Origin of the sequence: Blautia sp. 1001283B150304_161114_C9, assembly GCF_015668165.1 — a bacterium.
GTDB lineage: Bacteria > Bacillota > Clostridia > Lachnospirales > Lachnospiraceae > Blautia_A > Blautia_A wexlerae.
The window spans coordinates 36,792-62,135 of sequence record NZ_JADPGO010000012.1 but is presented as its reverse complement, the minus strand read 5'-3'; the positions used below and the strand labels follow the sequence as shown (position 1 = coordinate 62,135).

General features: G+C 41.1%; 24 protein-coding genes. 20 read left to right on the top strand and 4 right to left on the bottom strand.

Annotation, left to right across the window (positions count from 1 at the left end):
* Positions 1 to 30: 30 nt before the first annotated feature.
* The 10 genes from I4V44_RS08180 (at position 31) to I4V44_RS08140 (ending at position 9,108) form a co-directional block, all read left to right on the top strand.
* On the top strand, positions 31 to 1,500 hold the full coding sequence (locus I4V44_RS08180) for a rhamnulokinase (RefSeq protein WP_055200243.1): 1,470 nt from the start codon (positions 31 to 33) through the stop codon (positions 1,498 to 1,500).
* An 82-nt stretch (positions 1,501 to 1,582) separates the two neighbouring features.
* Positions 1,583 to 2,890: an ABC transporter substrate-binding protein gene (locus I4V44_RS08175; protein ID WP_196002582.1), complete on the top strand. Its 1,308-nt coding sequence runs from the start codon at positions 1,583 to 1,585 to the stop codon at positions 2,888 to 2,890.
* Between the two features lie 87 nt (positions 2,891 to 2,977).
* On the top strand, positions 2,978 to 3,916 hold the full coding sequence (locus I4V44_RS08170; RefSeq protein ID WP_055200238.1) for a carbohydrate ABC transporter permease: 939 nt from the start codon (positions 2,978 to 2,980) through the stop codon (positions 3,914 to 3,916).
* Between the two features lie 3 nt (positions 3,917 to 3,919).
* Positions 3,920 to 4,765: a carbohydrate ABC transporter permease gene (locus I4V44_RS08165; protein WP_055200236.1), complete on the top strand. Its 846-nt coding sequence runs from the start codon at positions 3,920 to 3,922 to the stop codon at positions 4,763 to 4,765.
* The gene (locus I4V44_RS08160) at positions 4,765 to 5,712 is read left to right on the top strand and encodes a dihydroxyacetone kinase subunit DhaK (RefSeq protein ID WP_173744757.1); all 948 of its coding nucleotides are present in this window, start codon (positions 4,765 to 4,767) and stop codon (positions 5,710 to 5,712) included. The genes I4V44_RS08165 and I4V44_RS08160 overlap by 1 nt, the downstream gene beginning before the upstream one ends.
* A gap of 8 nt (positions 5,713 to 5,720) precedes the next feature.
* Positions 5,721 to 6,356 (top strand): dihydroxyacetone kinase subunit DhaL, encoded by a 636-nt coding sequence (dhaL, locus tag I4V44_RS08155; RefSeq protein ID WP_055200231.1) that lies wholly within the window; start codon positions 5,721 to 5,723, stop codon positions 6,354 to 6,356.
* A gap of 15 nt (positions 6,357 to 6,371) precedes the next feature.
* Positions 6,372 to 7,223 carry a class II fructose-bisphosphate aldolase gene (locus tag I4V44_RS08150; RefSeq protein ID WP_196002581.1) on the top strand — a complete coding sequence of 284 codons (852 nt, stop codon included), beginning with the start codon at positions 6,372 to 6,374 and terminating at the stop codon, positions 7,221 to 7,223.
* Between the two features lie 238 nt (positions 7,224 to 7,461).
* Positions 7,462 to 8,460: a D-alanyl-D-alanine carboxypeptidase family protein gene (locus tag I4V44_RS08145; RefSeq protein WP_243280233.1), complete on the top strand. Its 999-nt coding sequence runs from the start codon at positions 7,462 to 7,464 to the stop codon at positions 8,458 to 8,460.
* Positions 8,457 to 8,522, top strand: a complete 66-nt coding sequence (locus I4V44_RS18530) for a DUF6783 domain-containing protein (RefSeq protein WP_349826297.1) — start codon at positions 8,457 to 8,459, stop codon at positions 8,520 to 8,522. The genes I4V44_RS08145 and I4V44_RS18530 overlap by 4 nt, the downstream gene beginning before the upstream one ends.
* 241 nt (positions 8,523 to 8,763) lie before the next feature.
* Positions 8,764 to 9,108 carry a hypothetical protein gene (locus I4V44_RS08140; protein WP_271724896.1) on the top strand — a complete coding sequence of 115 codons (345 nt, stop codon included), beginning with the start codon at positions 8,764 to 8,766 and terminating at the stop codon, positions 9,106 to 9,108.
* Positions 9,109 to 9,200: 92 nt separating this feature from the next.
* Here the strand turns inward: I4V44_RS08140 and I4V44_RS08135 are convergent, their stop codons facing one another.
* Together I4V44_RS08135 and I4V44_RS08130 are read right to left on the bottom strand one after the other, a co-directional pair.
* On the bottom strand, positions 9,201 to 9,746 hold the full coding sequence (locus I4V44_RS08135; RefSeq protein ID WP_008705373.1) for an NADH peroxidase: 546 nt from the start codon (positions 9,744 to 9,746) through the stop codon (positions 9,201 to 9,203).
* 265 nt (positions 9,747 to 10,011) lie between these two features.
* On the bottom strand, positions 10,012 to 10,425 hold the full coding sequence (locus I4V44_RS08130) for a Fur family transcriptional regulator (protein ID WP_196002579.1): 414 nt from the start codon (positions 10,423 to 10,425) through the stop codon (positions 10,012 to 10,014).
* 788 nt (positions 10,426 to 11,213) lie between these two features.
* On the opposite strand from I4V44_RS08130, the gene metG reads away from it, so the two are divergent.
* The 5 genes from metG (at position 11,214) to I4V44_RS08105 (ending at position 16,109) form a co-directional block, all read left to right on the top strand.
* Positions 11,214 to 13,196 carry a methionine--tRNA ligase gene (gene metG / locus I4V44_RS08125; RefSeq protein WP_196002588.1) on the top strand — a complete coding sequence of 661 codons (1,983 nt, stop codon included), beginning with the start codon at positions 11,214 to 11,216 and terminating at the stop codon, positions 13,194 to 13,196.
* 262 nt (positions 13,197 to 13,458) lie between these two features.
* Positions 13,459 to 13,935: a cyclic pyranopterin monophosphate synthase MoaC gene (gene moaC / locus I4V44_RS08120; RefSeq protein WP_020993229.1), complete on the top strand. Its 477-nt coding sequence runs from the start codon at positions 13,459 to 13,461 to the stop codon at positions 13,933 to 13,935.
* A gap of 126 nt (positions 13,936 to 14,061) precedes the next feature.
* Complete coding sequence (locus I4V44_RS08115) at positions 14,062 to 14,550, top strand: MogA/MoaB family molybdenum cofactor biosynthesis protein (protein WP_196002578.1); 489 nt, start codon at positions 14,062 to 14,064, stop codon at positions 14,548 to 14,550.
* 166 nt (positions 14,551 to 14,716) lie between these two features.
* Positions 14,717 to 15,145: an MOSC domain-containing protein gene (locus I4V44_RS08110; protein WP_008705366.1), complete on the top strand. Its 429-nt coding sequence runs from the start codon at positions 14,717 to 14,719 to the stop codon at positions 15,143 to 15,145.
* Positions 15,146 to 15,329: 184 nt separating this feature from the next.
* Positions 15,330 to 16,109 (top strand): TatD family hydrolase, encoded by a 780-nt coding sequence (locus I4V44_RS08105; RefSeq protein WP_196002577.1) that lies wholly within the window; start codon positions 15,330 to 15,332, stop codon positions 16,107 to 16,109.
* On the opposite strand, the gene I4V44_RS08100 is transcribed toward I4V44_RS08105, so the two are convergent.
* Positions 16,103 to 17,653: a CapA family protein gene (locus tag I4V44_RS08100; protein WP_196002576.1), complete on the bottom strand. Its 1,551-nt coding sequence runs from the start codon at positions 17,651 to 17,653 to the stop codon at positions 16,103 to 16,105. The two genes, I4V44_RS08105 and I4V44_RS08100, sit on opposite strands and share 7 nt — an antisense overlap.
* Before the next feature lie 342 nt (positions 17,654 to 17,995).
* On the opposite strand from I4V44_RS08100, the gene I4V44_RS08095 reads away from it, so the two are divergent.
* The 3 genes from I4V44_RS08095 to I4V44_RS08085 are packed head-to-tail and all read left to right on the top strand — an operon-like array spanning position 17,996 to position 20,605.
* Positions 17,996 to 18,433, top strand: a complete 438-nt coding sequence (locus tag I4V44_RS08095) for a MarR family winged helix-turn-helix transcriptional regulator (protein ID WP_022380519.1) — start codon at positions 17,996 to 17,998, stop codon at positions 18,431 to 18,433.
* An 11-nt stretch (positions 18,434 to 18,444) separates the two neighbouring features.
* Positions 18,445 to 19,551, top strand: a complete 1,107-nt coding sequence (locus I4V44_RS08090) for a phosphoribosyltransferase domain-containing protein (RefSeq protein ID WP_196002575.1) — start codon at positions 18,445 to 18,447, stop codon at positions 19,549 to 19,551.
* Position 19,552: 1 nt separating this feature from the next.
* A complete protein-coding gene (locus I4V44_RS08085; protein ID WP_118330471.1) occupies positions 19,553 to 20,605 on the top strand; it encodes a cysteine protease StiP family protein in 1,053 nt (350 codons plus the stop codon).
* 12 nt (positions 20,606 to 20,617) lie between these two features.
* Here I4V44_RS08085 and I4V44_RS08080 read toward each other — a convergent pair whose 3' ends face one another.
* Positions 20,618 to 21,580: an HpcH/HpaI aldolase/citrate lyase family protein gene (locus I4V44_RS08080; RefSeq protein WP_022380521.1), complete on the bottom strand. Its 963-nt coding sequence runs from the start codon at positions 21,578 to 21,580 to the stop codon at positions 20,618 to 20,620.
* A gap of 321 nt (positions 21,581 to 21,901) precedes the next feature.
* Here I4V44_RS08080 and I4V44_RS08075 point away from each other — a divergent pair, with 321 nt between their 5' ends.
* Positions 21,902 to 24,175 carry a YceG family protein gene (locus tag I4V44_RS08075; protein WP_196002574.1) on the top strand — a complete coding sequence of 758 codons (2,274 nt, stop codon included), beginning with the start codon at positions 21,902 to 21,904 and terminating at the stop codon, positions 24,173 to 24,175.
* Positions 24,176 to 24,181: 6 nt separating this feature from the next.
* Positions 24,182 to 25,336 carry a toxic anion resistance protein gene (locus I4V44_RS08070; RefSeq protein WP_020993224.1) on the top strand — a complete coding sequence of 385 codons (1,155 nt, stop codon included), beginning with the start codon at positions 24,182 to 24,184 and terminating at the stop codon, positions 25,334 to 25,336.
* The last annotated feature ends 8 nt before the right edge of the window (positions 25,337 to 25,344 follow it).

The following is a 25,344-nucleotide window of genomic DNA, read 5'->3' as shown; positions in this document are numbered from 1 at the left end:
TTTATTTAATCAAAGTATAGGAGTACTTGCATGAATAAAAAAGTAATTGCTGTAGATATTGGAGCCAGCAGCGGTAAAATGGCATTTGGAGAATTTGATGGCAGCCAGTTGCTGGTCAGAGAATACCGAGATTTTGCAAATCGCCCGGTAGATATTGGAACAGCTTTATATTGGGATGTCTTTTCTCTTCACAATGCGATTGTTGATGGAATGGCATATTTTAAAGAGAAATATGGGGAAGCAGATGCTGTTGCAGTAGATACCTGGGGAGCAAGTTATGGACTTCTGGACAAAAAAGGACGTCTTATGGAACCCGTATATCATTACAGAGATGAACGTACCCGTACAACTATTCAGGATATGAACAGTGTGATGAATACATACGAGCTGTTCAGGTTAACAGGATGTCAGTGCAACAGAACTTATACATTACCGCAGTTATATTCTTACAGGGCAGAGAACAGTGCTGTTCTTTATAATGCATCCAGTATGTTGCTTTTGCCGGATCTTCTGGGATATTTTCTTACAGGAGTAAAAACAACCGAAATGACTATTGCCGGTACTTCCTGTCTGATGGAAAACCGACAGGAAAACTGGAGTATAGAGGTAGCCAGAAGATTTGGAATACCAGAAAAACTCTATACAGAAATTGTGGAACCGAGAACATTTAAGGGAAATCTGAGGCAGGAAATACAGATTCAGACCGGAATGAAAAATACCAGACTGGTAGCTACAGTAGGTCATGACAGTGCTGCAGCAGTAGCTGCGATTCCTGATTTTGGAGAAAATAAACTTTATATAAGCATAGGCACAAATGTAAGTATGGGAGTAGAAAGATCTGAATGTCTGCTCTCAAGAGAAGGATACCTGAAAGGATTCAAAAATACCGGAGGTATTGACAGGAAGAAAATCATATACAGAGATTTTTCGGCCTGCTGGCATTTGAACGAATTTATCAGGACACGCAAAGAACAGGGAATTACTTATTCTTTTGTTGATCTTATAAATATGGCTCTTGAAGTTAAAAATCCGGTTCCGTGGTTTGATGTAGAAGTACTGAGTTTCAATGAGGCAGGTGGGGATTTTTGCAGAAAAATGAATCAGTATTTCGCACAGACAGGACAGAGAGAACTTACAGAAGATGGGGAATTTGTACGTAGCATTTATGAGAGCATCGTATTAAAGATTCGTCATTATGCAGAAGCCTTGAAAGAACTTGGGATTATATATGGCAGAATCAATATAATAAATGGTGCAGTGCGAAATTCACTTCTGATGCAGATGATCAGTAATGCATTGGGCAAAGAAGTATATGCAGGAATGGAATATGCGACATTGACAGGAAATCTCCTGACTCAGCTTTATGCAATGGGTGAAGTAAAAACAGTAAAAGAAATGAGAAGTCTTTCAGCAGAATGTTTCAGTATGAAGCAATACGGACCTGAGGAACAGGAATACTGGACAGAAACAGCAGAAAAATATGAAAGAATAATTAAGTAGTAAAGGTATTTTATTTGTAAATTGGGATAAGTCAAAAACTGGGAAATTGAAAATATAATGTATTTCGTTGGAGGAAATAAAGATGAAGAATAAAAAATTAATGAGTATCTTATTAGTTAGTGCAATCTTAGGAACTACTCTTGGAACAACAGCTGTGTCTGCAGCAGATGAAACATCTGTATCATTATGGACATGGTCTCCTATTACCCGTACAGCAGAAAAAATGATTGATGCATTTGAAAAAGCAAATCCGGATATTACAATTGACTATACAAATTATAATTATAATCCGGAATACTTACAGGCACTTTCTGCGGCATCTGCATCTGATAATCTTGCTGATATCGTAGGTCTTCAGCCTGGATCGCTGACTCAGACATATTCAGATTACCTGATTGACCTGAGTGATTATGCGAAAGCAGAATGGGGTGACGATTGGACTTCTGTTTATGATAATGTAACACAGAGCCAGCTTCAGCTCGGAAATAAAGATGGTGATGATGGACATTATATTCTTCCTATTGAAACACAGGATATTTATGTAGAATATAACAAAACTTTATTTGAGCAGCTTGGATTAAAGGTTCCTACTACATATGATGAACTGGTAGAAGTATCAAAAACTCTGAGAGATAATGGATATGCACCTTTATTCTTCGGCGGTGCTGATGGATGGCAGCATGTTAATCTTCTTCTTATGTGTACATCCCAGATTAGTGACACACTGTTTGATGAATGTCAGAATGGCGAAAAAGCATGGACTTGTGATGAAATGAAACAAGCTATGACAAACTATAAAAAACTGTTTGATGATGGTGTAATGCAGGATGGTTCTTTATCATCTACAAGTTACAGCGATGGCACCACATTATTCCTGGCAGGCCAGGCAGGTATGATGCTTCTTGGCTCCTGGTGGGCACAGGAATATACAAGTGAAGATGTATCTGATGCAGTTGCAAATTGGGATTACGATTATTTCTATCTGCCGGCTCTTGAAGAAGGACTTTCTGATTCAAAGGCTATTGGCGGCGTTGATTTTGGTTATGGTATTACAAAGAACTGCGAGAATCCAGATTTAGCATGGAAAGCTCTTGTGAGTTTTGCAACAGGTGAAGGCGCACAGGAAATTGCAAATGATATGAATAACCATTTATCTTATCCGAATATTGAGCCGGATACAAGCGCAATGGTAGAGAGAGATGGACTTCAGAATGTAGTTGATGAATTCAACCGTTCCGGTAAAGATATCGCAGCTGGTCTTGTAAACCAGAGAATTGCAGAGCCTACTATTGAAACAGCAATACAGGAAGCCATGCAGGGACTTATAGGCGGAACATATTCTGTTGATGAAGCTACACAGCATATTCAGGATGCGCAGGATGAATTATAATCAGTATCTTTAAATGATATTGTATAACAGTCTATATTGCAGAGAGGACCGTTTTTCGGTTCTCTCTCTTAAAAAGAGGAGAAGCCTATGACAGATTTAGCAAAAGTTCAGAAGAAAAAACGAAAAATAAATGTAGCTGGATATTTATTTATTCTTCCGGCAATGCTCTTCTTCTGCTTATATATTTTATACCCGATTTTCTTTATAGTAAAGAACAGCCTGCTTAAATGGGCAACTCTGAGCAATATGGAATTTGTAGGGTTGGAAAACTTTATCAAGGTATTTCAGGATAGCACATTCTGGGTAACAATGAAAAATTCAATTCTCTGGATTGTAGTTACAGTGCCTGTTCAGGCAATTCTTGGATTTTTTCTGGCATATGCAATTGAAGAACGTATTAAAAGTAAAAAAGCAGATGGAAAAGCTTTTTCAAGAACTTTTTACCGTACACTGTTTTTTATTCCGGTAGTTACATCTGTAACTGTTGTTGCAATTATGTTTAGTAAGATATTTCAGCCGTATCAGGGAATTATCGGACATTACCTCAATTCCTGGTTTGGTATGTCTCCGACAATTAATGTACTTGGAAATTCGAAGGCGGCTCTCTGGGGAATTATGCTCGCAAATATATGGGAGTGGACAGGATGGTCTATGATCATGTATATCGGCGGTATTTCTCAGATATCGGAAGATGTTAAAGAGGCGGCAAGAATTGACGGAGCAAATACATGGCAGGAGATCATATATGTCTATATTCCGGCTCTTGGATCTGTGCATAAGTCACTTTTAATGCTGGGTATTATTGGGTCTCTTCAGACATATGCTCTGATTGGTGTTATGACAGGCGGTGGTCCAAACCATGCAACAGAAATGCCCGGTACTTATATTTTCATGAAAGGTTTTACAGAAAGTCAGATGGGATATGCCTGTGCAATATCTGTAGCAGTCCTGATTTTTGCATTGGTATTGACTTTTATACAGGTAAGATTTCTGGGTTCAGGAGATTTCATGAAGAAAGGGGAATAAATTATGGGAGCAGTAAAAAAGAAAAACCGTCTTGGGCACAGAGATCGAAGCTGGAAAATATTTCTGGCGGTTATGGCAGTTATTGCTCTTATTCCGCTGGTATATGCATTAAGTCTTTCAGTTCGTACTCAGAATTCAATCTATGATCCGAGACTTTTTGTAACAGATTTAACAATTGGAAACTATATAAAGGCAATTTCTGATAATCCGACAATTTTGAACAACTTTATTTCCAGCCTTGTAATTTCTGTAATTTCTACAGCAGCTACAGTGCTTTGCGCATCCATGGCAGTCTATGGATTTTCCAGAAAGAATGTATACGGAAAAGTTATTATGTATAACTTGATTCTTTGTACATTAATGGTTCCGATCAGTGCTCTGGTAATCCCTATTACACAGCTGAACAGCAGGATGGGACTTCTGGATAATTATTTTGGCCTGATCTTTCCGTATATTGCATTAAATATTCCTTATGCGGTAACAATTTTACAGGGATTTATGAAAGGTGTTCCGAAGGAACTGGAAGAGGCAGCCGGACTGGATGGATGTAATATTGTTCAGTTGTACACAAGGATTGTTATGCCAATGCTGAAACCGGGTATTGTTGTAGTAGCTATCTGGACGTTTCTTACATGTTGGAATGAGTTTTTTCTGGCATTATGTACTATGACAAAAGCAACAACAAAAACATTGCCGTTGATTGCGCAGCAGTATAAAGGCGTTTATAATAGTCAGCCTGGTATTTTGTTTGCGATTTTGATTATTATTACAATTCCAATGGTTATTTTCTATTGTGTTGTACAGAAACAGTTTGTAAAAGGTATGACTGCGGGGGCGGTGAAAGGTTAATGAGACTTTGGAATTCCAGAGAAACAGCGCTTAACGAAGCTTTAAATGGAATTAAGAGAGCCTGCCCGGGCAAGTATACAAGGCTGGAAACAGAGTATGGTTATGGATTGTATCGAAATAATATTTCTTCAAACAGAGTAAGAATTATAGTAGACGGCGGTGGTGGATACGGACATATGTGGAGCGCATTTGCAGAAGAAGGACTGGCTGATGCTATGGTTCACGGAAATTTTGACAGTGCACCTAATGCTTATGTACTTTATGAAATGGCCAAGAATATTGACTGTGGAAAAGGAATACTTTTTCTGACAAATCATTATATGGGTGATTATCTGAATAATGACATGGCAGTGGAACTTCTTGCACATGATAATATAAATGCAGCTATGTGCTGTATCTCTGATGATATATTAAGCTGTGAGGGAGAAATTGCTGAAAACAGAGGAGGACTTCATGGAATCGGTCAGGTATGTAAAATATGTGCAGGGGCCGCCAGAGAAGGATATAATCTGGAACAATTGAGTAAACTGGCTTCTAAAAGTAACAGTCGTGTCCGTTCTGTATCCTTAAATGTACGTGAAGGAAAACTGTTTTTTGGAGAAGGTTTTTCGGGTGAACCGGCGGTAAAAGAAAAAGTGTTCGAATCCGTGGATCAGATGTTTTCAGATGCTGTAGATATCTTATTATCGGAACTTGGACTGTGGAAAGATTGTCCGATGTATTTATCTGTAAATAATCATTGCAATGTAGGGTTTACAGAAAGCATGGTTCTCCTCGAATCGGCAGCAAAACAGATTGAAGAAAGAAAAATTAAACTTTGTGGATGTGCAGCAGGAACTTATTTTGATGTATTTGATGGGAAAGGCTGTATACTCAGTCTCATAGCCTGTGATGAGGAGATGCAAAAATATATTGCACCCGTAAATGGATATGGTTATGTGATATAGGAGGAACGATGGAGAAAATAAAAACGGATGTTTTAAAACAAATGTTTTTGGACGGTGCCCGCTTAATCATAGAAAAAGAACCATATCTTACAGAAATTGATTCTGTAATAGGCGATGGAGATCACGGAGAAGGGATGAAAAGAGGCTGTGAAGCTCTGATAAAAATTCTTGAGACAGAAAATTATGTATATGTAGATGAACTTTGTCGTGCGGTGAGTATAGAATTGATAAAGACAATGGGTGGAGCGTCGGGAATTATTTTTGGAACAATGTTTCTTGGCGGTATTTCAAGTTTGGGACATCAGGAATATGCAACAGCACCACAGATTGCAGATTATTTCTGGAATGGGGAACAGGCGATTGAGCGAAGAGGAAAAGCCAGACCAGGGCAGAAAACCATGCTGGATGCATTATATCCGGCGTGTGTGGAAATGAAAAAGGCTGTATTAGAAACCAGTAATATAATAGAAGTTCTGAAAAGAGGATATCAGGCGGCAGTTCAGGGCGTTGCAGATTGCAGAAATTTTCAGTCTGGAATTGGAAGAAGTAGAAATTTTAAAGAAAAAACGCTGGGAATTCCAGATCCGGGAGCTGTTTCTGTAAGTCTTTGGTTTCAGGCTTTCTGTTTATCGGTAGATAAATAATAGGAGAAAACAGATATGTTAGAAAAGGTCAGTACAATATTAAAGATGGCAGATGAAAGTAATACAGCGGTTATTTCTTTTATTTGCACAGATTATAATATGGTGTATTCAGTGGTTACTACTGCTGAAAAAACAAACACTCCTGCATTGGTAATGCTTCTTCCGGAACATTATGAAAAAAATAATACAATGAATGTTCACGGATTTGCGGAAATGGTCAAAGAACTGGCAGAGTCTGTGAAGGTACCTATTGGTCTTCATCTGGACCACAGTTATGATTATGATTCTGTTATTACTTCTATCAAAAAAGGGTTTGATTCTGTTATGATTGATGCTTCGGCATACAGTCTGGATGAAAATATTGCACTTACCAGAAAAGTGACAGAAACCGCTCATATTTTAGGGGCAGATGTAGAAGCAGAAATTGGACATGTAGGTTTGGCACAGGATTGTGATGGGGATAAAACAGATTATTATACGAAAGCAGATGCAGCAGCGAGATTTTACCAGGAAACAAATGTTGATTCTTTGGCTATTGCCATCGGAAATGCTCATGGTGTTTATGTGGAAACGCCTCATCTGGATATTCAGAGGCTTGAAGAAATTAATGCTGCTACAGATGTTCCACTTGTACTTCATGGAGGCAGTGGGATTCCTCATGACCAGTTGGAGATTGCTTTTCGAAAAGGTATCAATAAATTTAATGTAGGTACTGAGTTTTTGGGTGTATATTATGATGCAGTAAAAGAGTATGTTCACATGATGGAAGGTAATGATAAGCCACTAAAAATGCTGGAAGTTCCAGAGTTTGTGCAGACCCGTTTATGTGAATATCTGGAAGAAAAAATGAAATTATCAAAGTTCTGATCTGATAAATATAGAATCTGTAAGATCCGAAAGTATGATAGCTGAAAAGCTGGGTACTTCCGGATTTTTTTGTTAATATGGATGAAATATTTTCCTGCCCCGTGTATTGGTCTTGCGAGAAGAATGGGTTACAATATTTTGAGGGAGTGTGGTATAGTAGGGGGGATGAGTTAGAGATTAGTTAGATATATTTATTATATGCTAAGTAATGATACAGAAGTAGACAGGAGGAGTTAGTTTGGCAGCGAGGAGACGTGGAAAAAAGAAAAGTGGAAGAAGTTATGCGTGGAGATACCGGGGCAGGATTGTGGCTTGTGTGTTTGTTGAGGTGATCATTATCTGTGCGCTGGTTATCATGATCGGATGGAATAAGGGCGTGAAGGAGTGGCTTGAGCAGTTTGAGCAGCCGATTCTGAAGGAAGTGGATATCAGTGGTATCAACAGTCCGAATGCGATCCTGATGCAGGCCAGGGGAGGTAAGATTCTGGGTGAGATTAACGGGGAGGCTCAGATTTATCCGGCTTCTATGACGAAGATTATGACTGTGATACTGGGGATTGAGAATTTTGATGATCTGGATGAGAAGATTACTCTGACGGATGAGATGTTCTCCGGATTGTATGAGCAGGATGCTACACAGGCAGGTTTTCAGCCGGGGGAAGAGGTTCGGGTGATTGATCTTCTCTATGGTGCGATGCTGCCTTCGGGGGCAGAGTGCTGTATTGCGCTGGCAGATACGATCAGTGGTTCAGAGGCGGATTTTGCGGAGCTGATGAATAAGAAAGCAAGGAAGCTTGGAATGGAGAATACCCATTTCTGTGACTCTACAGGACTGCATAACCCGGATCATTACAGTACGGTTAAGGATATTGCGGTGTTGATGAAGTATTGCATTAAGAATGATACGTTTCGTGAGATTGTGGAGACCTCCAGACATTCTACCGGAGTTACAAATATCCACCCAGATGGAATTACTTACTACAGTACAATGTTTAAAAATCTGTCTGATCCGACAGTCACAGGTGGAAAAATCCTCGGTGGCAAGACCGGCTATACCAGTGAGGCAGGACACTGTCTGGTGAGTTTTGCGGAGATTGAGGGCAGGGAATATATCTTTGTTTCCGCAGGTGCTTCAGGAGCAGATGGAAATACGATTCCGCATATTCAGGATGCTGTGACTGTTTATAACAGGGTTGGTGCGGCGATTGAGGCGAAGATGAATGATAATAATAAATAAAATCTCCCACAAATTGTGACGCACATCTTGTGGGGAGCATTTTCGTTACTGTTCACTGGTAATATCCCGCGAGGTGTTTTTTGTGAGCAAAGATCACAGAAAACCCGAGACATACCGCGCGAATTTATGCGATCAGCATAAATTCTGTGCATCGCGAAGCGTGTTACTGTGAACGGAGTGAACAGTAACGCATTTTCCAAATACACTCTAATGTTTATAGATTTTTATAGACATATTTTTATGTATGTGATATAATCAATCACATACAAAAGAACGATACGGGCTACAGAGGAGGTGAAAGTGGTGACAGACAGACAAATACTGGAAGCGGTTTTGACAGAGGTCAGAGGATTTGGGACGCGAATGGATAAATTCGAAAGTCGAATGGATAAATTCGAAAGCCAGATGGACCGAATGGAAGAGCGTCAGAAGTGTTTTGAAGAAGAGACCAGAAATAACTTTGCAGATATCAAACTGCATTTGGAGAACATAACGGATAGGAATATTTCTATCCTTGCAGAGAATCATCTGAATCTTATCAATAAGATGGATGTGTCGGCTACCTGGATGAACAGGATTATGATTAATGAAGTTAAGATGAATGCTCTGACAGATCAGGTTGCCAGACTTCAGGCGAAATCCAGTTAAGCTTCCAATGATGAAAATACGAACGGATAAAAAGGGAGAACCATTGAGGTTCTCCCTTTAAAAGGTTTATTTTATGCGATTTTTCGATAGAATTATTCTCCGAAGTATCTCTTAAGAAGACCAGCGAATGCTTTTCCATGTCTTGCTTCGTCTCTTGCCATTTCATGAACTGTATCATGGATAGCGTCAAGGTTAGCAGCTTTTGCACGTTTAGCAAGGTCTGTTTTACCAGCTGTAGCACCGTTCTCGGCTTCTACACGCATCTGAAGGTTTTTCTTTGTGCTGTCTGTTACAACTTCACCTAATAATTCAGCGAATTTAGCAGCATGTTCTGCTTCTTCATAAGCTGCTTTTTCATAGTATAAACCGATTTCCGGATATCCTTCTCTGTGAGCAACTCTTGCCATTGCAAGATACATACCAACTTCAGAGCATTCACCCTGAAAGTTTGCTCTTAAATCAGCCATGATGTCTTCGCTGGATCCCTGAGCAACACCTACAACGTGTTCAGCAGCCCATGACATTTCGCCATCCTGCTTTACGAATTTATCAGCCGGTGCCTTACATACAGGACAGGCTTCCGGAGCTTTCTCACCTTCATAAACATAACCACATACACTACATACCCATTTTGTCATAATTAAAATCTCCTTTTCTTTTTAATGAATTTATTAGGGATGCCAGAAAATAAATTGATTATCTCAGCATCGTTTAGTTCTTACTGCTTTCCGTCTGTGCGGTAGAAAAAGTAATTTTTTAATAATAGTAATTATTACTGTTTTCTATGATTTTAGATTACCATACTTGATTGAAAAAGTCAAGTTTAATTTTAGCTTTTTTGCAACTTTTTATCATTAGTTGTTATTCCCAATTTGGACACCAATGATGTAAGCAAAAACTACTCTACTTTGAACTATCAGAGTTGCTTTCTGTCTCTTTCAGGCAGTCCTCACACAGGCCGAAGAATCTGGCACTGTAATCAGTAATCTTTCCTTTGAAGTTCTCACCTGCAAGATCCATAATGTGGTGAATTCCCTCGCTCTCAAGGTCGATGATCTGCTCACATCTGATACACATGAAGTGGCAGTGCCTCTCGGTCCGCCCGTCAAAGTGATCCGCTCCGGCGAAAGAGGAAAGCTTCTTGATCTCTCCCAGATCAGCCAGCAGAGATAAGTTGCGATATACCGTACCGAGGCTGATATTCGGATAGATGAGCTTCATATTCTCATATACCACATCGGCAGTAGGATGATCTGTTCTGGTTCTTAGAAACTCTTTAATCGCTTCCCTCTGACGGCTGTATTTCAGTGTCGCCATGGTATTCCTCCCTTCCCTGTTTACTTGCAAATGATTTATCATAACTGTTCAGGATAGTTGCAGTTATAATCTGTTCAATAACGATAATCATTACTGATATTGATACTATACAATATTGGATTGAAATTGTCAAGATATAAAATTATTATTTTATAGAATTGTTATAGTTTGGCTGCGTTACTGAGAACGGAGTGAACAATAACGATGTGGGTTTACAAATCCACCAAAATGTGCTATATTTTCCCTATAACAGGAAATAACTATTTCCTATAGCTAACAGCGTTCCACGATCACAGAGCGGAGTGCTGTCACGAAATAACACAAACTCATTGAAGAAGAGAGTAGATCCGCAGACCGTATTACAGAGAAATCCCCATGGATCACATATCGCAGATTCAAAGGCTGAGAGGGATATGCAAGGAGCAGATTGAAGATGGCTTCCGAGAGGCACTGCTGAGAGCCAACAGCTTTAGGCAGCGACAGGCACGCCTGTTACAGCGTAGAGGTATCACAACGTACCTCCCAAGGTTTCCCCGCGCGAGCCCGGAAACGAACAGAAGTGGTAACACGGGTAATACTCGTCTTCTCAGATAATCTGAGGAGACGTTTTTTATGTTATAGGAAATTACTCTGTAATGTTCCTATAACATAAAAAAGCCCTCCGGGCAGGATCACACTGCGACGGAGAGGAATTATTTCCCCCAACACCAGTTCCTTCCTACCATGAAGAATTTATGTTTTTCTTCCATAAATAAGGAGCAGTTGTTACCATTTTCCGAAGCGTCCACATTCAAAAAAGGAGACAACAAACCATGGAAAAACAGAAATACTACATCACCACCGCCATTGCCTATACATCTGGCAAACCGCACATCGGCAACACCTATGAAGTAGTTTTAGCCGATGCCATCGCCCGCTACAAACGTCAGCAGGGCTATGACGTATTCTTCCAGACAGGAACCGACGAACATGGTCAGAAAATCGAATTAAAAGCCGAAGAAGCCGGAATCACCCCAAAAGAATTCGTAGACAACGTATCCGGCGAGATCAAAAGAATCTGGGATCTGATGAACACATCCTACGACAAATTCATCCGTACCACAGATGAAGACCACGAAAAACAGGTCAAAAAAATCTTCAAAAAAATGTACGCAAAAGGCGACATCTACAAAGGACACTACGAAGGAATGTATTGTACACCATGCGAATCTTTCTTTACAGAATCTCAGCTTGTAGACGGCAAATGTCCGGATTGCGGCCGCCCATGTGTACCTGCAAAAGAAGAAGCATACTTTTTCAAAATGAGCAAATATGCCGACAAACTCATCGACTACATCAATACACACCCGGACTTCATCCAGCCGGAATCCCGTAAAAACGAGATGATGAACAACTTCCTTCTCCCGGGACTTCAGGATCTTTGCGTATCCAGAACTTCCTTCAAATGGGGAATCCCGGTAGACTTTGATCCGAAACACGTAGTATATGTATGGCTTGATGCCCTTACAAACTACATCACAGGAATCGGCTACGACTGCGATGGCGAAAGCACGGACCAGTTTAACAAACTCTGGCCTGCAGACCTGCATCTGATCGGTAAAGACATCATCCGTTTCCATACAATTTACTGGCCGATTTTCCTGATGTCACTGGATCTGCCGCTTCCGAAACAGGTATTCGGACATCCATGGCTTCTTCAGGGTGATGGTAAGATGAGTAAATCCAAAGGAAATGTAATCTATGCAGATGAACTGGTAGACTTCTTCGGTGTAGATGCAGTCCGCTACTTCGTACTTCATGAAATGCCATTCGAGAATGATGGTGTGATCACATGGGAACTGATGGTAGAGCGTCTCAATTCTGAACTCGCTAACACCCTTGGAAACCTTGTAAACCGTACCATTTCCATGTCAAACAAATATTTCGGCGGTGTGGTAGAAAACAAAGGCGTTACAGAACCTGTAGATGATGATCTGAAGAACTTCATTCTCTCCGTACCTGCCAAAGTAAACGAAAAAATGGATAAACTCCGCGTGGCAGATGCAATGACAGAAGTATTCACAATCTTCAAACGCTGCAACAAATACATCGACGAAACAATGCCATGGGCTCTTGCTAAGGATGAAGAGAAAAAAGACCGTCTTGCAACAGTTCTCTACAATCTGGTTGAGGGAATCTGCATTGGTGCGGTTCTGTTGAAATCCTTTATGCCGGAAACAACAGAGAGAATCCTTGCCCAGTTAAATGCACAGGACAGAGAACTGGAAGACCTTAAAACCTTTGGCCTCTATCCGTCAGGAAATAAAGTAACTGAAAAACCGGAGATCCTTTTCGCCCGTCTTGACCTGAAAGAAGTACTTGCAAAGGTGGCAGAGCTTCATCCGCCGAAAGCAGAAGAACCTGCAAAAGAAGAAAAAGAAGACGTAATTGATATCGAAGCAAAACAGGAGATCACATTTGAAGATTTCGGCAAGCTTCAGTTCCAGGTTGGTAAGATCATCAAATGTGAAGAAATAAAGAAATCAAAGAAACTTCTCTGCTCACAGGTACAGATCGGAAGCCAGGTGCGTCAGATCGTATCCGGAATCAAAGCACACTACAGTGCAGAAGAAATGGTAGGTAAGAGGGTTATGGTAGTCACAAACCTGAAACCAGCCAAACTTGCCGGTGTACTCAGTGAAGGAATGATCCTCTGCGCAGAAGATGCAGACGGAAACCTTTCCCTGATGGTACCGGAAAAGGAAATGCCTGCAGGTGCAGAAATCTGCTGATCTTTGTATTACTGAGAACAAAGCGAATGGTAGCGAAAATGTGTGAAAACTTACGAATATTATCTTGACAAATACACTCTCAAAAGCTATATTAATATTTAGATAAAGGGGAGTGACTGACTCATGAGTATTCATGGTGTCGTCAATTTCGGTGGGTAAAGACTCCAACCGTATCGTGATGAACAGGCGAGGCTTTTATTGTATGTTCCCGTACAATAAGAGCCTCGCTTTTTGTAAAAACTTAAACAGGGGGATTTTGATCATGTCACAGGGTTTTAATCATTTTGATGAGAACGGAAACGCAGTTATGGTAGACGTTTCCGGGAAAAATATCACTTACAGAACAGCAGTTGCCACAGGTGAGATTCATGTAGGAGAAGCAATCATGGAGGCTGTGAAAGAGGGTTCTGTGAAAAAGGGAGATGTGCTTGGAGTAGCACGTGTAGCGGGGATTATGGGAGTGAAAAGGACTTCTGAGTTGATTCCCATGTGCCATCCGCTTCCGATCCAGAAATGTTCCGTAGACTATGAACTGGATGAGACAAACGGAATTATCCGCGCTTTCTGTACAGTGAAAACAGAAGGCAAGACCGGTGTGGAAATGGAGGCACTGACAGGGGTTCAGGTGACGCTTCTGACGATTTATGATATGTGTAAGGCAATTGACAAGCATATGGTAATGTCCAATATTCATCTGGTTGAAAAGACGGGTGGTAAGAGTGGAGATTTTCATTTTTGATATCCACAAATTACTTTGCAATTTGCAAAATATTTGTTGGGTAAAATGAAAGAAATGTGTATAATGGAAATACAGAATGGCAGATAACGAAAAAAATTATCTGCCCGACAGGGAGGTTTTTATAAAATGAAAAGAGTAGCGATCATTACATCCAGTGATACGGGATATCGCGGAGAACGTGAGGATTTAAGCGGACCTGCGATCCGAGAGATTGTTGAGAAGAATGGATATGAGGTTGTGTCTGAAGATGTTCTGCCGGATGACAGAAAGATGTTGTCAGAGAGAATGGCGGAAATTGCAGACAGCGGCACAGCGGAATTGATCCTGACAACAGGCGGAACCGGTTTTTCACCCAGAGATATTACACCGGAGGCAACGGAGGATATTATTGACAGACGTGTACCGGGGATTCCGGAGGCAATGCGTGCGTACAGCATGACTATCACGAAACGCGCCATGCTCAGCCGTTCTACGGCAGGTATCCGAAAAAAAACACTGATCATCAATCTGCCGGGAAGTCCGAAAGCTGTAAAAGAGAGCCTGGAGTATATTATTGATGCGCTTAGACATGGCATTGAGATCATGACAGGGGAAGCAGGGAACTGCGCAAGATAACTGATGGCGATAACAGGGATAAGAAAGCAGAGTAGCGTCAGAATGTACTGACGAAAAGAGAAATCAGTGAGCCAAAGCAGAGAAGATAAGCTGACGGCAATAAACGGAAGAGCAGGTACGAAAACAGTATCTGAAACTAAAACAGGAAGGTGAAAGGGATAATCTTATGGGAAAAGTAATTGCGGTTTGTACAAGTGAAAGAAAGGGAATACAGAAGACAAGTGTTCCGGAGATTAAAGTAATTGAGGATTGGGGAATCGAGGGTGATGCCCATGCCGGCAAATGGCACCGTCAGGTAAGTCTGCTCTCTTTTGACAAGATTGAAGATTTTCGCGCCAGAGGTGCAGAGGTGGAAGACGGGGCATTCGGAGAGAACCTGGTGGTTCAGGGAATCGACTTTGCCACACTTCCGATCGGCACGAAATTCCAGTGCAATGATGTAGTCCTGGAGCTGACACAGATTGGAAAAGAATGCCACAGCGGATGTGCGATCTTTAAGAAAATGGGAGAGTGCATTATGCCGAAACAGGGAGTTTTTACGAAGGTTCTCCACGGAGGTGTGATCCACCCGGGGGATGAATTGGTAATTTTGTAACAGATCTTTTAACCGGATTATAGCAATCCTCATAAATAATGTATATTGATCCGGCTTATCAGAGCGCGAAATTCTGCGTCAGCACGCCTGCAGATATCTTCCTTGTCTTTCGCACTCTGCTGAACTGTCTTGATTGCATTATTTTATGGAATTGCTATAAGATTACATGAGGAGATTGGAAAAAATGATTATTGATACACATGCACACTATGATGATGAGGCCTTTGATACAGACAGGGAAGCGCTTCTTACGTCTATGTACGATGGAGGGATTGAGAAGATTGTGAATGTCTGTGCCTCTGTAGGCAGTTTTCAGGATACTGTGGATATGATGGAGAAATATCCTTTTATATATGGAGCAGTGGGAATCCATCCGGATGATGCAGATAAGATAACACAGGAGACTCTGGATGAAATCCGCAGATTATCCCATATGGACAAGATGGTGGCAATCGGTGAGATCGGGCTGGACTATTACTGGCATAAGGAAGAAGAGGAACATCAGATCCAGCAGAAGATGTTTCGCGCTCAGCTTGATATTGCGAGAGAAGAGAAGCTTCCGTTTATGATCCACAGCAGAGAAGCTGCCGAGGATACTCTGAATATTGTCAGAGAATATATGCAGGGTGGTATGTATGGCGGTATCATTCATTGTTTTTCATACAGCAGGGAGATTGCAGCAGAATATCTGAAAATGGGACTGTATCTGGGAATCGGCGGAGTTGTCACTTTTAAGAATGCAAAGAAACTGAAAGAGACGGTTCAGTATGCACCCCTGTCTCAGCTTGTCCTGGAAACAGACTGTCCCTATATGTCTCCGGAGCCAAACAGAGGTAAGAGAAATTCGTCATTAAATCTGCCTTATGTAGCACAGGCAATCGCAGAACTGAAGGGAATTACAGCAGAGGAGGTTATTGATGTGACCAGACAGAATGCAGAGAAACTGCTGGGAATTCATCAATAACCACTGTCATATTCGTTTGAAGAATCATCCGAACTTTCATCTGAACTTTCGTCCGAACTTTCATCTGAACTTTCATCTGAACTTTCGTCCGAACTTTCATCTGAACTTTCGTCCGAACTTTCATCCGAACTTTCATCCGAAGAGCTGTCAGAACTGTCGGAAGAGTCTTCGGTTCCGTCTGATGTGTCTGCCTGATATTCCCAGGAGTGGATGGATTCTGTATCTTCCACTACATTTCCGGTAGTTTTGTCAATCATGTTGCCCTCCCAGTCAAACTTGACGTTCAGCAGGTTTGTATTTGTGGAAGGCTTCACATTCATGGACATGATTTCCTTAAATTTGGCTTTCAGGTTATCGAGAGTAAACTCATCACCGATCACATTTCTTACACTGTGGGAAGAAGCAAGTTCTTCTGTATAATCATCCAGCATATATGGTCCGTATTCTCCGTTATCGTAATCATAATGCATGACCATAGGTTTCACTTCCGGAGAAAGGATCTGGATGGTTGATTTGCCGTTCAGAGTTGATTTCTGTATGGTAAAACTTGCCATTCCTTCCAGAAGTTCCGGGAGTTCCTGCTGAGTGGAAACAAAGTTTCCGAGGGAGTAGAATATGGTGGTATTGTGTCCCTGGTCATCAGAAAGCTGTCCGTAAGGCTGAAGCACATGCGGATGACCGCCAATGATCACATCAACACCCTGCTGCATCAGAAAAGCGGCCCATTGTTTCTCGTATTCATTTGGCATGGTTTCATCTTCTGTTCCCCAGTGAGCCACAAAGATGATGCAGTCGCTGATTTCTTTGGCTTTCTGGATCATTGTGGTGATCTTATCCTTATCAAAGATATCGATCATGTACTCATATCCTTCGCCTGCACCGGAATTATTGGTGCCGTATGTATAGTCAAGAAAAGCAATCTTAATACCATTCACTTCTTTTACTTTGACAGTGTCTGCATCTTCCTGGGTGGCGTGGATGCCAAGTACAGGAATATCCGGATAATTGGTGCTCCAGAAATCCAGAGTACTTTTCAGATAGTCATATCCATAATCATCGGCGTGATTTGTGGCAGATTCCACTACATCAAACCCTGCTTTGATAATGGCATCTCCCACTTCCTGGGGAGTGGCAAAAGAAGGATAAGTGCTGACAGCATCGTGGCTTGGAGCAAAAACCGTTTCCTGGTCGATCATGGCTACCTCTGCAGCCTGGATCTGGTCCAGAACATGAGTGTAGATATGGTCATAATTCCATATGCCGGAGTCATTTTCGCCGGATTCATACAGCTTGCTGTGATAAAGATTATCTCCAACAGCAATTACACTTGCAGTGGAGATGACAGGTGTTTCAGCTTTGATCTTATCCTGCTGTTCCTTGAGAGCCGCTGCTTCTGCTGCTTCTTTCTGCGGTTTACGGATCAGGGTGTAATCCATCTGATGCATCACCAGAACGAGCAGAACCAGAACAATAACAGAACACAGAAGACTGATCCGGGAGTTGATTCTCTCCCGTAAATTAAGTGGCATATTATTTTTTTTCATAGAAAATTCCCTTTAACTAAAATAGTTCTTAACAGTGAGAATGCTGAACAGTTACAGCAATCTGCAGCCTGTATTGCTGTCCTCAGTACCGTATCCCAAATTCATTGCAGACTGCATACGGAAATGAGACAGGAGCGTGTGAACTGTAATTTATCTGTTCATTATAACAAATTTCATGGTTCAAAGAAAGAATTAAGAGAGAAATTCTTTGAAAACCTGCCAGAAATGCTTTGTGAGACAAAGTATTTTAGTGTATAATAGGTAGCAATATAACCATAATGTACAAACATGCTACAGCAATGCTATATGGAATTGCTTAAGCAAAAAGAGGGAGGTAACCGGATGAACCATTATGAGGCAATTAATGATGTACTGGTCAATTTATTTAATGAGATTCTGGACCTGGAAGAACGGGCATTGATTACGGGAGAATATAAGAATATTTCCGTCAATGATATGCACATTATTAATGCAGTAGGTATCCGGGAACAGAAGAATATGTCAACAGTAGCCAGAGAACTGAATGTGACTGTGGGTACATTGACGATCGCTGTGAATAATCTTGTAAAGAAGGGATATATCCAGCGTATGAGAAGTCAGGAGGACCGAAGGGTTGTGCTGATCTCCCTGACAGAACAGGGGAAGAAAGCTTATTACCATCATAAAGATTTCCATGAGAAGATGGTACTGGCTGTACTTAAAGGCCTGAATGTGGAGGAGACAGAGGCATTGACGAAAGCTCTGACCAAGTTGCAGGCATTTTTCAGATCATATCAGTAGAAGGAGTAAAGATGGAATATACTGAGAAGGATTTAGTAAAGATCGCAAAAAGGGAAAATAATACGAAGAGAAACTATCTGGTAGTGGATCCGCTTCAGGGAAAGCATATTCCGGTAGTGCCATCAAAGGCACTGGATTTATTTGCTGCTCTGGCAGATACTTTCAGGGAGAAATACAAAGATGAAAAACTTTTGCTGGTGGGCTTTGCGGAGACAGCAACTGCCATAGGTGCTCAGGCAGCGATTACTGTGGGGGCAGATTATATTCAGACCACCAGAGAAGTTATTCCCGGCGTGAATTATCTGTTTTTTTCCGAGGAACACAGCCATGCCACAGAGCAGAAGCTGGTAAAAGATGATATTGACAGAGCAGCGGCGGAGACGGATCGGATCATATTTATCGAAGATGAAGTAACTACCGGAAAAACAATTCGGAATATCATCAGTATTCTTGACAGGGAATATGACGGAAAATTTAAATATTCAGTAGCATCTCTGTTAAACGGAATGAGCGAGGAGAATCTGGAACGTTATAAGAGACAGGGGATTTCCCTGTATTATCTGGTAAAAACGGATCACAGTACTTACGGAGACAGAGCAGAAACATTTAAGGGAGACGGATTTTATTATAAATGTCCGGATAAGGCCGCAGAGTATACAACGATTTATGTTAAAGACCGGATGGATGCCCGCAGACTGATTGATTCCGGGAAATATGAAGAAGCATGTGAGAATCTGTGGAGAGAAATCCGGGAGAAAACCGGAAACATGGCTGATAATATATCTGGCAAAAGAATACTGGTGATTGGCACTGAGGAGTTTATGTTCCCTGTACTTTATATCGGAAGAAAGATGGAAAAAGAGGGAGCCGAAGTAAGGTGCCATTCGACTACAAGAAGTCCCATTGCTGTGAGTCTGGAAAAAGAGTATCCCCTTCACAGCAGATATGAACTGAAAAGTTTATATGATCCGGACAGGAGAACGTTTATTTACGATATAGGAAAATATGACAAGGTATTGATTGTCACAGATTCCCCGGAAATAAAGGAGAGTCAGGAAACGCTGATAAATGCTGTCCGGATGCAGAACAAGGATATTACAGTTGTAAGGTGGTGCTGATTTGAGAAGTTCCTATTCAGAAGAAGATGTGATTTTATTATTGAAGGATATTACCGGGCTGGTAGAACCTCAGCCTGCCAAAGTGCGGGAGAAACTGATTCAGTCCGGAAAACATTACAGCGAGATGCTGCCTGTTGAATATGTTCCTACAGATCAGTATATGCAGGTATATCATAATGCGCTGAAACATTATGCGAAGCCGGTTGCCAATGCAGTAGGAATGCTGGCAGATAAGATCATAGAGAATAAGGGAAAGAAAATTGTCCTGGTATCCCTTGCCAGAGCGGGAATCCCAATTGGTATCCTTGTGAAGCGATACATCAAATTCAAATATGGTATAAATGTGCCTCATTATTCCATTTCAATTATCAGAGGAAGAGGGATTGACGATAATGCCATGAAGTATCTGCTTGAAAAGTATAGACCGCAGCAGATTTTATTTGTGGACGGATGGATTGGCAAGGGTGCGATCCTGAATGAATTGAAGAAAGATATCTCTGCATATGAAGGGGTTTCTGCTGACATAGCGGTAGTGGCAGATCCGGCAAATGTTACGGAGCTTTGCGGAACACATGAAGATATCCTGATCCCAAGTTCCTGCCTGAACAGTACAGTATCCGGCCTTATCAGCCGTACTTTTCTGAGAGATGACATAATAGGCAGAGATGATTTCCATGGGGCAGTCTATTACGGAGAACTGACAGATTCTGATCTGTCATATGACTTTATTGAAACCATTGAAAAGGAATTTAATATGGAGAATACACCTGATCTGGAAAAAAGAGTGGAAAGTCAGGGTATTGATGAGGTAATAAATATAGGAAAGAATTTCGGTGTTGACGATATTAATCTGATCAAACCGGGGATCGGAGAGACAACAAGAGTATTACTGAGGAGAATTCCCTGGAAGGTGCTGATCGATGAGCGATATAAGGGAAATCCTCAGTTGGAGCATATTGTCAGACTTGCCGAAGAGAAACATACACCTGTAGAATACTATCCACTTACACATTATAAATGCTGTGGAATCATTAAGAAGCTTGCGGATGCGTGAGAAGGGTAATACTTATTCTGTTATTCCGAAAACTTCTGAAAGATAAACTGTTTTCTTAGCCCAGTTCAGATGGGTTTTATATTCATTCATTCTTTCTCTGGTTTTGCTTCCTGCAACAAGGGAAGCAGAATCAGCATTCCAGTTTAAAATCGCCCGTGCGTCAAGGTAGTCATTTCGTGAAACCTGATAAGCTCTGTTTACTACAGGGATCTGTGAAGGGTGGATAACGGTTTTTCCGATGAAACCGCAAAGTCTGTCCTCCCGGATTTCCTGAATCATTCCTTCTTTCCAGCTGTCACCGGCATAATATTCCCATACAGGACCGGAAATCACATAATCCATACCATATACAGTGATAATATCTGAGAAAATATCTGAAACAGGTCTGATGCTGTGAATTGATTCATTGGCATGTCTGCGAAACCCAAACATATGGCACAGATCATTTCCGCCAACACGTATATTCAATATAAGATCTTCAATTCTGGCTAAAGAATCCCTTAACAAGTAGAGAATATCAATTCTGTTTCGCAAATCTATAATGGAAGGACTTTCGTAAATAGGCATCATGTAAAGCTTTTTTGCGACAAGTTCATTGACGAGGATCATCTGCTCAATATAACTTTGTGCGTTATCCGGGCTGAATTTAGGGACGATGAAACCGGTAACAATCTTAATGGATTGCCCAAGAGCTTTTGTTAATCTCTGAATCTGCTGTGGATTCCGAACCCGGATAAATATTTTGGGCAGATAGAATGGCTTTTGTTCATGCTGTATGAATATCTGGCTGAGAGAAGAAATCAGTATCTGCTCGGCTTCTTCAACATGATCGTCGTTTATGGTATCTTCAAGACAGAGAGCAAGAGAAAATCTGTTCCCGAATCTTTCATTTATCAGAGAATCAGTGATGGATATTCTGTTGGCAGGACAATAGAGTAATGGACCTACACTGTAATATAAAACATTATTTTTCATAACACTCCTTCTGACATATCTACAAAAATTCCCGTAAATAGGGTACCTTATAGAAATTCAATAAAATACTGCAGGTAATCCGGCCCATCACAGTGTGAAGGACCGAGTCAGCAACTACATCATAGCACATTTCAGGGGAATAAGCCATGGAAAGAACAGGGGAATTTTCTTGAAATATAAATAGCAATATGATACAATTTTGAGGTAGAATTTATACGAAAATTTGGAGAAAATTATGGTTCCGCATTATTTTATGAAATTGCTGTAGAACTTATCATGAACAGAAATAAGATAAGCAGATATTGAAAGTGAGATACTTATATGTTGGAACACAAAAAAATTCAAAACCTCAGTGATTATTTTGTCGAACTGAACAGCAGGCGGGAGAAAGGTGTTTATTTCTACCGTATCAACGGATATTCTGAAGAAGTCGGCGAATTTATAAAGAAATATTATGATACAGCAAGAAGAGCCGGAGTGGTTATCGAAGGGAAGATACCTAATCCCGATGAGGGGAATCTTGCATATTATAATGAAATAATGGGAATGGATTTTCAGATGAGTATGGATTTTATCCATGTCAGTCTGAGAAAATGGCTGCCAAGGATGAATGAGTTTCAGAGACAGAATGTGGCAGCCTCCATTTATGACTCTCTGGATTCCCTGCGAAAAGCCGGGAAAACCGAGAATATGCTCAGGAACGCATATATCAAGTTCATGTGCTGGCTGTATTATAAATTTGAACGCATTGTAAATCAGCTTGGAGAGAACCATATCCCTAAAATATTATATGAAGGGCAGATAAGCAATTATGAGTTAATGCTCATATCGATTCTTTCCAATGCAGGCTGTGATGTAGTACTGCTTCAGTATGCAGGGGATCAGGGATATCTGAAAACAGATCCGGGTTCCGTTCTTTCAGACAGTTTGCAGATGGAAGGTTTGCAGCCATTTCCGCAGGGATATTGTGTGAAAAAGGTCAGAGATGAGATTCAGAATGAACTTAACAATGAGAGACTGTATGGAATCAGACCTTCGCTTACAAATTGTACAAATGCATGGATAAAGGGAAACGGCCTGGATGATATCCGCGAGAGCATTCTGTTAAGGGGAAATGACAGCCGTTTTTTTTATAACTGTTTCTGCAGGATTAACGGGGCAGAAGATAAGCTTACTTATGCAAATGAGTTATTCAGATTGCAGCAGGAACTGAGAAATTCAAAGAGAAATACGGTGATCGTAAGTAAAGAGATTCCAAGACCAACGCCGCAGGAAATTTCAGAGATAAAGAGGTCAAACTATACATCCGGAGATCAGATGCTCCTGGGACTTGCGTGTAATATACAGTATGGAGCCAATCCGGAGCTTCAGCGGATCCTGCATAAAACATTTGTGGATGTTATGCTAGCTGAATCTCAGAAGGAAGGGGAAAATCTTAACAGACTGACAAACAGGGCAGTGTATCTGCTGTGCTGGATGAGAAGATATCTGCCGAAGCTGTTCATAAACTGGAAATCACCGGAGATTGGATGCTTTATTTATCTGGGGGGCTGCCGGAATGAAAACGAAGCTCTGTTTATGAGTTTCCTTGGACGGCTGCCACTGGATGTGCTGATCTTATGTCCTGATCTGAACATTAGGTGCTGTCTGGAAGATAAACTTCTGTATGAGGTCAACTATCCGGAGAGTCTGGCGATCACAGAATATCCGGAAGAGAGTTCTCAGGTAAAGATTGGAACAGCCGCTTATCATGCGGAAAGAGAACTTGATACTCTGATGTATCAGGACAGTGGGATATACAGAAATCAGCAGTATGTGAAGGCGAATGTTATCAATCTGCAGACCATGTATGAAGAGATAAAACTACTGTGGGATCAGGAATTGAAATACAGACCTAATTTCAGCACAGTTAACGGTGTGGTAAATATTCCGGTTATTTTTTCAAAAATCTCAGGAGTGAAGGATGGAAGTGTTTCTCAGTACTGGGAATCCATAGCAGCACTGATCACAGAAGATACCGTTGTTGTGAAAAGTGCTCCGTACATTGAACCAACTGCCTCCGGTCCAATGAAAGCCTTTGCCGTAGAATTTTATAAAAACGGAAAGCTTCTGCGGAATAAAATAAAGAATCATCCCAGATATCCTTATCATCTTCTTCGGGAGGAAATGCAGGAATTTATACTTGACAAGCTGCAGCTTCTGATCGAGCGGAAACTGATAAAGGGTATTGGGGAAAATGGTACAGAATATACAGTGATCGCGCAGATTCTGGATCTGCCGAAGGAGATTCTGCGTCTGATCCAGAAATTTGATTTTACAAAAAAGAATCCGAAACTGATATATATTAATACAGGGGAGACGATGATTTCACTTCAGGATTCGATTCTTGTAACATTCCTGAACCTGGCAGGATTTGACATTCTGTTTTTTGTCCCTACAGGCTATCAGAGTGTGGAGAACTACTTTGCAGAAAAACTGATGGAAGAGCACCAGATCGGGGAATATAAATACGATATGCAGGTTCCGGATCTGAATAACATTTCGACAAACAGTACCCGCCCCTCATGGCGGAGAAAACTTTTCAGGAGAGGTTAGTAGATTATGGGACTTGATTTCGGTAAATCATCTATGGGAAATCCTGCTCAGGCCGGTAATGGTCTTCAGGAGAAAAATGAGATTGAAGTTGTGGAGAAATATGATATTGTCGCTGACAGGCAGCAGATGAATGCTGAGCTGGTCAATTCAAAAGAAGTGGACGATATTGTCAGCACGATCGAAGTTTACAATATGGATACCATTGTATCTTTTGGTGCGAAAGCAGCAGAGGAGATTTCCAAGGCATCTGATGTGGTCCTCAACAGCATGAATATGTCGCAGCTTAATGAGACAAGCGAGATGCTTAAATCGCTGGCAAAGATCATGGATCAGTTTGACATTAATGAAATTAAGGATAATCCGGGACTTTTCGGAAAGCTTTTCGGAAATTTCAGAAAACAGCTGGATAAGATACTGGCCAAGTATCACACAATGGGCGAAGAAGTTGATAAGATTTATGTTCAGCTTAAAGGATATGAGTCTGAAATCAAACAGTCCAACAAAAAGCTGGATACCATGTTTAAGACCAATGTGGATTATTATCATGAACTGGTGAAATATATCCTTGCAGGAGAACAGGCATGTAAAGAGATTGAAGCCTACATTGCCCAGAGACAGCAGGATATGGAGAATACGGGAGATCAGTCTATTCAGTTTGAACTTACCAGTCTGAATCAGGCACTGATGATGCTGGAACAGAGGACACAGGATCTGAGAACAGCAGAGAATGTGGCAATGCAGTCCATTCCCATGATAAAGACTATGGAGTTCAGCAATTACAATTTGGTGAGAAAGATCAATTCTGCGTTTATCGTTACGCTTCCTGTATTTAAGCAGGCACTTGCGCAGGCAATTCTTCTGAAAAGGCAGAAGATACAGGCAGAATCTATTGCAGAACTGGATAAGAAAACAAATGAGATGCTTCTTAAGAATGCCCAGAATACAGTAGATGTATCGAAGATGACAGCTAAAATGGCATCCGGAAGTTCCATTCAGATTGAGACTCTTGAGAAGACATGGGCAACCATTACCAATGGAATCGAAGAGACAAGAAGGATCCAGGAAGATGCCAGAAAGAAACGCCAGGAGGATCAGGTTCGTCTGGAGGCAATCAAACAGGATTTTAACAAACAATACAATGTGCCACCGGTAAGAAAATAAAAACACAG

Bases quoted from the DNA above. Each gene is read 5' to 3' on its own strand.
- I4V44_RS08165 (WP_055200236.1), top strand. From the start codon at position 3,920: ATGGGAGCAGTAAAAAAGAAAAACCGTCTTGGGCACAGAGATCGAAGC.
- I4V44_RS08115 (WP_196002578.1), top strand. From the start codon at position 14,062: ATGAAAAGAGTAGCGATCATTACATCCAGTGATACGGGATATCGCGGA.
- I4V44_RS08110 (WP_008705366.1), top strand. From the start codon at position 14,717: ATGGGAAAAGTAATTGCGGTTTGTACAAGTGAAAGAAAGGGAATACAG.
- I4V44_RS08175 (WP_196002582.1), top strand. From the start codon at position 1,583: ATGAAGAATAAAAAATTAATGAGTATCTTATTAGTTAGTGCAATCTTA.
- I4V44_RS08180 (WP_055200243.1), top strand. From the start codon at position 31: ATGAATAAAAAAGTAATTGCTGTAGATATTGGAGCCAGCAGCGGTAAA.
- I4V44_RS08075 (WP_196002574.1), top strand. From the start codon at position 21,902: ATGTTGGAACACAAAAAAATTCAAAACCTCAGTGATTATTTTGTCGAA.
- I4V44_RS08095 (WP_022380519.1), top strand. From the start codon at position 17,996: ATGAACCATTATGAGGCAATTAATGATGTACTGGTCAATTTATTTAAT.
- I4V44_RS08150 (WP_196002581.1), top strand. From the start codon at position 6,372: ATGTTAGAAAAGGTCAGTACAATATTAAAGATGGCAGATGAAAGTAAT.
- I4V44_RS08100 (WP_196002576.1), bottom strand. From the start codon at position 17,653: ATGAAAAAAAATAATATGCCACTTAATTTACGGGAGAGAATCAACTCC.
- I4V44_RS08160 (WP_173744757.1), top strand. From the start codon at position 4,765: ATGAGACTTTGGAATTCCAGAGAAACAGCGCTTAACGAAGCTTTAAAT.
- I4V44_RS08135 (WP_008705373.1), bottom strand. From the start codon at position 9,746: ATGACAAAATGGGTATGTAGTGTATGTGGTTATGTTTATGAAGGTGAG.
- moaC (WP_020993229.1), top strand. From the start codon at position 13,459: ATGTCACAGGGTTTTAATCATTTTGATGAGAACGGAAACGCAGTTATG.
- I4V44_RS08070 (WP_020993224.1), top strand. From the start codon at position 24,182: ATGGGACTTGATTTCGGTAAATCATCTATGGGAAATCCTGCTCAGGCC.
- I4V44_RS08080 (WP_022380521.1), bottom strand. From the start codon at position 21,580: ATGAAAAATAATGTTTTATATTACAGTGTAGGTCCATTACTCTATTGT.
- dhaL (WP_055200231.1), top strand. From the start codon at position 5,721: ATGGAGAAAATAAAAACGGATGTTTTAAAACAAATGTTTTTGGACGGT.
- I4V44_RS08130 (WP_196002579.1), bottom strand. From the start codon at position 10,425: ATGGCGACACTGAAATACAGCCGTCAGAGGGAAGCGATTAAAGAGTTT.
- I4V44_RS08170 (WP_055200238.1), top strand. From the start codon at position 2,978: ATGACAGATTTAGCAAAAGTTCAGAAGAAAAAACGAAAAATAAATGTA.
- I4V44_RS08105 (WP_196002577.1), top strand. From the start codon at position 15,330: ATGATTATTGATACACATGCACACTATGATGATGAGGCCTTTGATACA.
- I4V44_RS08090 (WP_196002575.1), top strand. From the start codon at position 18,445: ATGGAATATACTGAGAAGGATTTAGTAAAGATCGCAAAAAGGGAAAAT.